Annotated in this window: 11 protein-coding genes and 1 tRNA gene; 9 read left to right on the plus strand and 3 right to left on the minus strand. The window is 59.0% G+C overall.

Going from position 1 to position 10016, the window contains the following annotated elements:
• Positions 1–76 precede the first annotated feature (76 nt).
• The gene (gene mutY / locus Q0341_RS02550) at positions 77–1108 is read right to left on the minus strand and encodes an A/G-specific adenine glycosylase (protein WP_299510338.1); all 1032 of its coding nucleotides are present in this window, start codon (positions 1106–1108) and stop codon (positions 77–79) included.
• Complete coding sequence (mutM, locus tag Q0341_RS02555; RefSeq protein ID WP_299510340.1) at positions 1105–1920, minus strand: bifunctional DNA-formamidopyrimidine glycosylase/DNA-(apurinic or apyrimidinic site) lyase; 816 nt, start codon at positions 1918–1920, stop codon at positions 1105–1107. The genes mutY and mutM overlap by 4 nt, the downstream gene beginning before the upstream one ends.
• Before the next feature lie 184 nt (positions 1921–2104).
• Here mutM and Q0341_RS02560 point away from each other — a divergent pair, with 184 nt between their 5' ends.
• From Q0341_RS02560 to pth, 7 genes are all read left to right on the plus strand, one after another.
• Entirely contained in the window at positions 2105–3724 is a 1620-nt protein-coding gene (locus Q0341_RS02560) for a tetratricopeptide repeat protein (protein WP_299510341.1), read from the plus strand.
• The gene (locus Q0341_RS02565; protein ID WP_299510343.1) at positions 3721–4254 is read left to right on the plus strand and encodes an outer membrane lipoprotein LolB; all 534 of its coding nucleotides are present in this window, start codon (positions 3721–3723) and stop codon (positions 4252–4254) included. Before Q0341_RS02560 ends, Q0341_RS02565 begins: the two co-directional genes overlap by 4 nt.
• 58 nt (positions 4255–4312) lie before the next feature.
• The gene (gene ispE / locus Q0341_RS02570) at positions 4313–5158 is read left to right on the plus strand and encodes a 4-(cytidine 5'-diphospho)-2-C-methyl-D-erythritol kinase (protein ID WP_299510345.1); all 846 of its coding nucleotides are present in this window, start codon (positions 4313–4315) and stop codon (positions 5156–5158) included.
• 34 nt (positions 5159–5192) lie between these two features.
• Positions 5193–5269 (plus strand) — tRNA-Gln (locus Q0341_RS02575).
• 48 nt (positions 5270–5317) lie between these two features.
• Entirely contained in the window at positions 5318–6289 is a 972-nt protein-coding gene (locus Q0341_RS02580; RefSeq protein WP_299510346.1) for a ribose-phosphate pyrophosphokinase, read from the plus strand.
• 99 nt (positions 6290–6388) lie between these two features.
• Positions 6389–7015 carry a 50S ribosomal protein L25/general stress protein Ctc gene (locus Q0341_RS02585; RefSeq protein WP_299510347.1) on the plus strand — a complete coding sequence of 209 codons (627 nt, stop codon included), beginning with the start codon at positions 6389–6391 and terminating at the stop codon, positions 7013–7015.
• 116 nt (positions 7016–7131) lie between these two features.
• On the plus strand, positions 7132–7767 hold the full coding sequence (gene pth / locus Q0341_RS02590; RefSeq protein WP_299510348.1) for an aminoacyl-tRNA hydrolase: 636 nt from the start codon (positions 7132–7134) through the stop codon (positions 7765–7767).
• 44 nt (positions 7768–7811) lie between these two features.
• Here pth and Q0341_RS02595 read toward each other — a convergent pair whose 3' ends face one another.
• A complete protein-coding gene (locus Q0341_RS02595) occupies positions 7812–8060 on the minus strand; it encodes a YfhL family 4Fe-4S dicluster ferredoxin (protein WP_299510349.1) in 249 nt (82 codons plus the stop codon).
• 151 nt (positions 8061–8211) lie between these two features.
• On the opposite strand from Q0341_RS02595, the gene Q0341_RS02600 reads away from it, so the two are divergent.
• Together Q0341_RS02600 and Q0341_RS02605 are read left to right on the plus strand one after the other, a co-directional pair.
• Positions 8212–9066 (plus strand): 3',5'-nucleoside bisphosphate phosphatase, encoded by an 855-nt coding sequence (locus tag Q0341_RS02600; protein WP_299510350.1) that lies wholly within the window; start codon positions 8212–8214, stop codon positions 9064–9066.
• On the plus strand, positions 9063–9959 hold the full coding sequence (locus Q0341_RS02605) for a DMT family transporter (protein ID WP_299510352.1): 897 nt from the start codon (positions 9063–9065) through the stop codon (positions 9957–9959). Before Q0341_RS02600 ends, Q0341_RS02605 begins: the two co-directional genes overlap by 4 nt.
• Positions 9960–10016: the final 57 nt, after the last annotated feature.

The raw sequence follows: 10016 nt of genomic DNA on the forward strand, positions 1-10016 counted from the left end.
CCGCTTAGCCGCTTAGCCGCTTAGCCGCTTAGCCGCTTGGCGCGTCGCGCTGCGCTGAACGCAGGCCCAAGGCTGCTCACCCCGACGTCAACAAAACCCGTATCGGTGCAGGCAGGCCCATGTCGGGCCAAGCACCGGCATCGATCCATTGACCTTCACAGGCTGGCGCTTGGGCGGCGCGGCCCATCATCCGCACCGGGTGCAAGTGCAGGTCGCGGTGCGTGAGCACATGCTTCCACGGCGCGATGTATTGCGCCTGCGCACCTTGCGGCCAGGCGGCCAACAAGTCCAATTCCGAATCAAACACTGGCAAACTGAACAAGCCCGCCCAAATGCCCCGATCGGGGCGTTTTTGAAGCCACACTTGGCCTTGCGCATTGACCGCCCAGAGCAACCAAAGCGTGGCACTGCTGCGCTTAAGTTTGCGGGTTTTGACGGGATAGGCCAAGGGCGTGCCCTTCCCTTTGGCTTGGCACACACCACTGACTGGACACCCATCGCACTGCGTTTTGCGCGGCAAACACACCGTGGCCCCCAAATCCATCAGGGCTTGGGTGTAGCGCGGCATGTCAGCGGCCTGCGTGGGCAACAGGTCTTGCGCCAAGGCCCACAAAGCCTTTTCGTTTTTGGCCACTGCCAAATCCTCACCATAGCCCAGCACACGGGTCAGCACGCGCTTGACATTGCCGTCAAGAATGGCCGCACGCTCCTGAAAGCAAAACGCCGCAATGGCCGCAGCGGTCGAGCGGCCAATGCCGGGCAGGGTTTGCAGGTCTTCAGCACGCCGCGGAAAGGCCCCGCCAAAACGCGCCATCACTTCTTGAGCGCATCGGTGCAGATTGCGCGCACGGCTGTAATAGCCCAGGCCACTCCACAGCGCCAGCACATCGTCTTGTGGCGCGGCCGCCAAAGATGCCACATCGGGGCATCGGGCCAAAAACCGGGGAAAGTAATCGAGCACCGTGCTCACCTGCGTTTGCTGCAGCATGATCTCAGACAACCAAACGCGGTAAGGGTCCTGCGTGTTTTGCCAAGGCAAGCTTTGGCGGCCATGCAGGCGCTGCCAATCGACCATGCTGCGGGCAAATCCTTCGGGCAAAGAGGTCATGGTTTCTGGCACTGCGTGCAATAAAAAGTGGTGCGCTGCCCCTGCACCATTGACTTGATCGGGCTTGCACAAACCCGGCAAGGCTCACCGGCCCGGCCATAAACCGCAGCTTCCAATTGAAAATAGCCCGTGCGACCTTCGGCGTTGACAAAATCTTTGAGCGAACTACCGCCTTGCGCCACCGCCCGGTTGAGCACCTGAACGATGGCCGCATGCAAACGCGCCACGCGAGGCCCCGTCAAACGAGAAGCCCTGGTGGTCGGCCGAATGCCCGCGAGAAACAAAGTTTCAGATGCGTAAATGTTGCCTACGCCGACCACCACATCACCCGCCAGCAACACCTGCTTGATGGGCGATTGGCGTTTTTTCAGTGCCTGTGCAAATGTGGCCACATCAAATTGGCCATCAAGGGGCTCCACACCCAGTCGCCCCAGCAACTTTTGAGCTTGAGGCGAATCCTCTGAGGGTGCCCAAACCACCGCGCCAAAGCGGCGAGGGTCATGCAGCCGGAGCACGCCCCGATCGCACACCAAATCCATGTGATCATGAGGCCCAGGATCGGGCTGTGTGGGCGAAAAATTCAAACTGCCAGACATGCCCAAGTGCAGCAAGAGCAAACCTTGGTCCAAGTCCAGCAGCAGGTATTTGCCCCGTCTGCGCACGCCAAAAATATACCGCCCCACCAGACTTTGGGGCAGCACACCCAAAGGCCAGCGCAGTGGTTTGCCCATGCGCAAAGCCAAAATTTGAGCCGAGGCAATGCGATCGGCAAAACTGCGGCGGGTCACTTCGACTTCGGGGAGTTCGGGCATAGCTTCTTGGACAAAAAGGGACTTGGGCCGCACTGCACACGCATGCGGTGGGCTGGATTATGATGAAGCCATGAAATTCTGGTTGCGAATTGCCGTCATCTCCTCGTGTGTTTTGAGTGCATGGGCCCAATCGGCGACCCCGGCGCCTGCCGCACCCGAGCCGCCTTCTACCCAAAAATCCGCGATGGATGCCGCCCTGTTTTACCAGGTGCTGCTGGGCGAACTCAACGTGCGCAATGGCTCTGCTGGCAGCGGTTTTTCCCTGATTTTGGCGGCTGCCCGAGAGACCAACGACCCGACACTTTTCCAGCGGGCCGTCGACGTTGCCCTTCAGTCACGCTCGGGAGATGCCGCCCTGCAAGCAGCGCAGGCCTGGAAAAAAGCCATTCCGCAAGCCACCGAAGCCAACCGCTACCTGTTGCAAATTTTGCTGGCCCTTAACCGAGTTGATGCTGCGGGCCAAGCTCTGAGTGTGTCGCTGCAGGATTTACCCCCTTCCGAGCAAAACGCCGCCATCGTCTCGGTGCCCCGGGTCTTCGCCAGAGTGCCCGACAAAAAAATAGCGGCCGACACGGTCGAAAAAGCCCTGGCTTCCGTCCTGAAGCAAAGTGCCACGGCTGCCACCGCCTGGACCACGGTGGGCCGCATGCGACGCGAAGCAGGCCAACTGGCGTTGGCGGTCGAGGCCTCGAAACAAGGCCACGCTGCTGACCCAAGCGCACCCGGCCCGCTGATTCTCGCGCTGAGCCTGGCGGGTGCCGCACCGGACGACATGGCCCCCTTGCTGGAAAAAGCCATGCAAGCCGATGTGCAAGCCGAGCTTCGGCTGGGTTATGCACGCCACCTGATCGGTCAAAACCAACAGACACCAGCCTTGCTGCAGCTGGCCCGGTTGAACGCCGATCACCCCGAATTTGCAGATGGCTGGTTGGTACATGGCTTGCTCTTGCAAGAAACAGGAGACTTCAAAGAAGCCGAAAAGAAACTGCGCCGGCACGTTGAACTGGCCACGCCCAAACCTGACCCCGCCCAACAAAACAAATTGGCCGAGTCCCTGATGAGCCTGGCTCAGATGGCACAGCGTCAAGGGCAATGGGCGCAAGCCGAGCAATGGTTGGCCCAAGTCCCCGTGCAGGCAGACCCCATCAAGTTGGCAAGTCGCCAAGCCGACTTGCTGACCCAACAAGGCCGCACCGCCGAAGCCCGGCAGGTCTTGGCCCAAATTCAAACAAGCAATGCGGAGCAAGCAACCCGCAAAACACTGGTCGAGTCGATGTGGCTGCGCGAGAACAAGCAAGTCAGCGACGCGTATGCCCTGGTCAAAAAAGCCCTGGAAGCCCAACCCCAAAGCATCGAGCTGATGTCAGAGTTGGCCATGGTCACTGAGAAGCTCAAGCGTTTTGACGAAATGGAAAGCTTGTTGCGTGAGATCATGCGGCGCAAGCCTGAAGATGCCCATGCGTTCAACGCGCTGGGCTACTCATTGGCAGACCGCAACACGCGGCTAGAAGAAGCCCGGCAATTGATCGCTCAAGCTCTGAAACTGGCCCCACAAGACGCCTACATTCAGGACAGCTTGGGCTGGGTCACTTTTCGTCAGGGGCAACATGCCGAAGCCCTTCAAATTTTGCAAGCCGCTTACCGGGCCCGCCCTGACGCAGAAATTGCGGCCCACTTGGGCGAGGTGCTTTGGGTCATGGGCCAACGCGAACAAGCCGCCACCATCTGGCGCGAAGGCCTGATGCTCAAGGCCGACAACGAGACCTTGCGCGAAACTCTGCAACGCTTCGATTTCAAACCATGAATCTGAGTGCCGGCTGGACGCAGGCCTGCATGGGCGGCATGACCCGCCTTAGAGCCGCATACCTGACGGGCACTGTCGCGCTGGTCTTGCTCGCAACCGGTTGCGCCACAAACCGCATGCCCGTCGCCGACCCCAGCGCGTATTGGTCGGGTCGGCTGGCCATTCAGGTGTTCAACGAGCCCACAGAGTCCATGAGCGCCAGTTTTGAACTGCAAGGCTCCGCACAAACGGGCGAGATGCACTTGTTCAGCCCCATCGGCACCACTTTGGCTCGCCTCGAATGGACACCTGAGCGGGCCCGACTGGACCAAGGCCAACAACAACTGCAAAGCCCCGACCTGGCCAGCTTGACCACACGGCTGACAGGCACTGCATTGCCCATCAACGCCTTGTTTGAATGGCTGGCTGGCCGCCCCGCTGATGCGCCTGGCTGGCAAGCCGATCTCACATCGCATGCGCAAGGCCGCATCACCGCAGAACGCCGCTTGCCCGCACCAAAAGCCGTGTTGCGCATCGTGCTGGACCGCTGAGTCGCTGCCGCCATGCAGCGCATCACCCACGAACAAGACACATGGCGATAATCCGACCATGAAATCGCTGTATGACGTACCCGCCCCAGCCAAGCTGAACCTGTTTTTGCACATCACCGGCCGTCGTCCCGATGGCTACCATTTGCTGCAATCCGTGTACATGCTGATCGACTGGTGCGACACCTTGCACTTCGACAAACGGCCTGCAGCGGCCGTCAGCCGAGAAGACTTGACGGTGGCACTGCCTGCACAAGACTTGATCACCCGGGCTGCGCACCTGTTGCAAAAACACACCGGCTGCACTGAAGGTGTGCACATCACGGTCAACAAGCAGATTCCCGCCCAAGCTGGCATGGGTGGTGGTTCGTCGGATGCGGCCACCTGCCTGCTGGCCCTCAACCGCCTTTGGAATTTGAAATTGGACCTGCCCACGCTCGAAAAGCTGGGTTTGCAACTGGGTGCCGATGTGCCCTTTTTCCTGCGTGGCCACAACGCATGGGTAGAGGGAATTGGCGAGAAAATTTCCCCCATAGACCTGCCCCCGGCCCATTTTTGGGTTCTCAAACCCCCGACCGGGATCGACACTTCGCAAATTTTTGCGCATCCGGGCCTGAAACGCGATACAAACGCTGCTACAATTTCTGTCTTTGCTGCAAAGACATATGACTTTGGTCACAATGATTTGCAACCCATCGCGCAAGCTCTGTGCCCCGATGTTGAACAAGCGCTTCAAGCCCTCAACAACGCCGGATTACTAGCTAGAATGACGGGTTCTGGAAGTGCCGTGTTTGCCCATTGCGTGGACAAAACAACCCAAGTATCGGTTCCCGATCACTTTTTGGCACGGCTTTGCAGTAATTTGGAGTCCCATCCTTTGAAGGGTTGGGCATCCAGCGATAGTTGATCGGTCGATCGCTGTTTCAGCGGTCAACCCGTGTAGGGGAGTCGCCAAGTTGGTTAAGGCACTGGATTTTGATTCCAGCATGCGAAGGTTCGAGTCCTTCTTCCCCTGCCAAATACGTTCACTCGTACAGGCCCATTTTTTCTGATCGCTGGAATGCTCATGCAGCCTGCTTCAAATACCCCCGATTTCATGCTGTTCACCGGCAACGCCAATCCTTCTTTGGCTGCCGAGATCGCAAAAAACCTAGGCACACACCTGGGTGCCGTTGACGTAGGCCGCTTCTCCGATGGTGAAGTCACCGTCGAGCTCAAACAAAACGTCCGGGCCCGCGAAGTGTTTGTGGTTCAGCCCACTTGCGCGCCCACCAACGAAAACCTCATGGAATTGCTGATCATGGTTGATGCGCTCAAGCGTGCATCTGCCGAGCGGATCAGCGCCGTGATCCCTTATTTTGGCTATGCCCGCCAAGACCGCCGCCCCCGCTCGACCCGGGTGCCGATCTCGGCCAAAGTCGTGGCCAACATGCTGCAAGCCGTGGGCGTTGACCGTGTCCTGACCATGGACCTGCACGCAGACCAGATTCAAGGCTTTTTCGATATCCCCGTCGACAACATTTATGCGTCGCCTGTTTTGTTGGGCGATCTTCGCCAGCAAAACTACGAAGACTTGATTGTTGTGTCACCCGACGTTGGCGGCGTGGTGCGCGCCCGCGCCTTGGCCAAACAGCTCGGCTGCGACCTGGCCATCATCGACAAGCGCCGCCCCAAAGCCAACGTGAGCGAAGTCATGCACGTCATCGGCGAGATCGATGGGCGCAACTGCGTGATCATGGACGACATGATCGACACTGCGGGCACCTTGGTCAAAGCAGCCGAAGTGCTCAAAGAGCGCGGCGCCAAAAAAGTCTACGCCTATTGCACACACCCGATTTTTTCGGGCCCAGCCATCGACCGCATTGCCAAGGGCGAAGCCCTGGACGAAGTGGTGGTCACCAACACCATCCCACTGTCGGCAGAAGCTGCAGCGTGTTCCAAAATTCGCCAATTGTCCGTGGCTCCGCTGATCGCTGAAACGATCCACCGGATTGCCAAGGGCGAGTCGGTGATGAGCCTGTTCTCTGATCAAACCTGATCGGAAAACGGCCAACAGTGGCCAGCCGTCCTTGTGGACTGGCTGGCTTTTTTGAGTCAGGGTCGCACTGGTCGCGGTGGACCCTAGAAGGAGAAATGTATGAAATTTGTCGCTTTTGAGCGCGCTAAGCAGGGCACGGGTGCGAGCCGCCGTCTCCGCAATTCCGGTCGCACACCTGGCATCGTTTACGGTTCCACATCGGCCCCCGAATTGATCGAGCTGGACCACAATGCGTTGTGGCACGCCTTGAAAAAAGAAGCTTTCCACGCATCCATCATGGACATGGAATTGAACGGCCAAACCACCAAGGTTTTGCTGCGTGATTACCAGATGCACCCCTTCAAGCAATTGGTGCAACACATCGACTTCCAACGCGTCGATGCCAACACCACTTTGCACATGAAAGTGCCATTGCACTTCAGTGGCGAAGAAGAGTCTGAAGCCGTCAAGACAGACAAGTGCACGATCACGCACGTCGCGTCCGAGATCGAAGTGGCTTGCTTGCCTGCCAACCTGCCCGAATTCATCGCGGTGGACTTGAAGGGCCTGACCATGGGCAAATCCCTGCACCTGAACGACATCACCCTGCCCGCAGGCTGCAAAGCCATCACCCATGGCAAGAAAAACCCGGTCCTCGTGTCCGTGGTGGCACCTGTCGTCGAAGTGGTCGCCGCCCCCGTGGCAGCACCGGTCGATGCCAAAGGCAAGGGCAAAGGCAAGAAGTAATTTTCTCGCTTTGGCCGAAAGGCCTTGCTCTCCAAGGCCCGCGCAAGCGGGCCTTTTGCATGGGCGAGCACTGACTTACCAGACAAGCCGCCTTAGCCCAAGGATAATCGCGCACCATGATCAAACTTTTAGTCGGCCTGGGCAACCCCGGCAACGAATACGACGACACCCGGCACAACGCGGGTTTCTGGTGGATTGACGCGGTGGCCCGCGAACTCAAAGTTTCACTGGTGCCCGAGCGCAGCTACCACGGCCTGGTGGCCCGCACCTCGGTCAATGGCCAAAACCTGTGGCTGCTGGAGCCCCAGACCTTCATGAACCTGTCGGGCAAATCGGTCAGCGCCTTGGCCCGTTTTTTCAAAATCCAACCCCAAGAAATTTTGGTGGCCCACGATGAACTGGACATTGTTCCAGGCGAAGCCAAGCTCAAACTGGGCGGCAGCCATGCCGGACACAACGGATTGCGCGACATCCATGCCCAGTTGGGCACGGCCGATTATTGGCGGCTGCGCATTGGCGTAGGCCATCCCGGAGACAAGGCCGAAGTGGTCAGCTGGGTGTTAAAGAAGCCGATGCTGGCGCACAGACAGGCGATTGATGACAGCATTCACCGCGCCCTGAATGCCTTGCCCTTGCTGTTGGCTGGTGACATGGAAAAAGCCATGGCCAAAATTCACACCAGCAAGCCCCCACGGCCCAAGCCCCCCAAACCCGCTAAAGCGCCTGAAGCAGACGACACCAGCGCCCAGTGACATAGCCCTTCAGGTCGGCACCCAACAAAACATGGGGCCAACGCTCACCGCCCTTGGAGCTGCCTGTATTTGGCCCACAACGAGGCCTGGTCTTCAACATGCTGCGGGTGGATGGGAATGCAGGCCACTGGGCAAACCTGTACACATTGGGGCTCGTCAAAATGGCCTACGCACTCGGTGCATTTGGTCGGGTCAATTTCGTAAATTTCCTCGCCCAGATAAATGGCTTGGTTCGGGCACTCGGGCTCGCACACATCGCAGTTGATGCATTCGTCGGTGATCATCAGTGCCATGGGCTGGGCTCCGCAAAAGTCTGCATCGTGGTCATGGGTGAATTATCGACCACAGGCGTCTGCCTGAAAAACTGCAGGGCTGTTGCCACCCAGATCCCACTTTGCGCACAAGCGCATCCAAATGGCACGGTCTCAGCGGCATGCGCCTAAAATGGACAGCATGATGAACGCCGACCTGCACTGCCACTCCGTCATCTCAGACGGCACCCTCACCCCCGAAGCCTTGGCCACCCGTGCCAAAGCCAACGGCGTGGAACTCTGGGCGCTGACTGACCACGACGAAATTGGCGGCCAAGACCGCGCCTTGGCAGCGGCCAAAGCGCTGGGCCTGCCTTACTTGACGGGCACCGAAATTTCAGTCACCTTTGCACACAAAACCGTGCACATCGTGGGTTTGGGCTTCGACGCTCACAACCGCGCCATGACCGAGGGCTTGCGCCGCACCCGAGGCGGGCGCAGCGAACGCGCACAAGAAATGTCAGATGGCTTGGCCAAAGTCGGCATCCTGAATGCTTACGAAGGCGCTCTGCAATACGTGGGAAATCCTGAGCTGATTTCCCGCACCCACTTTGCCCGTCATCTGGTTGAAACCGGCGTGTGCAGCGACACGTCAGAGGTATTTCGCAAATTCTTGACCGAAGGCAAACCCGGCTTTGTCCCCCACCGCTGGGCCCGCTTGCAAGAAGCGGTGCAATGGATCACAGAGGCGGACGGCATCGCGGTCATCGCTCACCCGGCCCGGTACGGCTTCACACCCAATGAAGAGTACGCACTGTTCAGTGAATTCAAGGCCCACGGCGGGCGCGGCGTGGAAGTCATCACCGGCAGCCACTCCTCACAAGAAGCGGTCCGCTACGCCGAAACCGCGCTTGAATTTGACTTGGCGGCCTCTCGCGGCAGCGACTTTCACAGCCCCGACGAAAGCCGCATCGACTTGGGCACCCTGCCCCTCTTGCCTGGCCAACTGACCCCAGTTTGGGATTTGCTGGCCGACCGCATTCAGTGAACAAACCACCAGCGCACACGCTACGCGGCATCGGTTTTGCCGTCTTGGCCACCGCTTGTTTCGCCACCCTAGACACCACCACACGGCATGTGAGCGCAGGCTTGTCGGTGCTTGTCGCGCTGTGGTTCCGTTACGCCATTCAAGCGGTCATCACCACGGCGGTGGTCTTGCCTGGGCGGGGGCGGCAAGTGCTGCTGACCCAGCACCCCCGATTTCAGCTGGCCCGTGGCCTGCTGCTGTTTGCTTGCAGCATCTTGGCGTTTTTGAGTCTCAAGTACATGCCGGTGGGGGAATTCACCGCCATCTCACTGCTGGCCCCCCTGGTCATCACTTTGTTGGCCGCATGGATGCTCAAAGAAAAAATACGCCCTCTGCGCTGGTTGCTTGTGGTGGGCGGTTTCACTGGCACCCTGATCATCATCCGCCCAGGCAGCCAACACTTTGACTGGACCGTGGTTTTGCCCTTGCTGCTGGTCCTCACCAATTCGGGTTTCCAAATTTTGACCAGCAAAATGGCCAAAACAGAAGACCCCATGACCACCCACTTTTACACCGGCTGGATCGGCACCGCCCTGGCTTCTCTGCTCCTGCCCTTTGTTTGGGAAATGCCTGGCAATTGGGTGGTGTGGCTGCAGTTGTTGCTGATGGGTGTGCTGGCATCGGTCGGGCATTTTTTGCTGATCCTGGCCTATGGCCATGCGCCGGCCGCCATACTGACGCCTTACATGTACGCACAAATCGGCTTTGCCGTGTTGGGTGGCTGGGTCGTTTTCAACCATCTGCCCGACCAATGGACCTTTGTGGGCATGGGCCTGGTGGCCTTGTGCGGCGCTTTGGGGGCTTGGCTCACGGTGCGAGAAGGCCGCCTTCCCGTTCAGCGCCCCTCGACTTGAGGCCGCACTTTTCAGAAACGCCACATCGCCGCCCGATGCCCCCCACCTTCACCAACC

Origin of the sequence: uncultured Limnohabitans sp., from assembly GCF_937889215.1 — a bacterium.
GTDB lineage: Bacteria > Pseudomonadota > Gammaproteobacteria > Burkholderiales > Burkholderiaceae_C > Limnohabitans_A.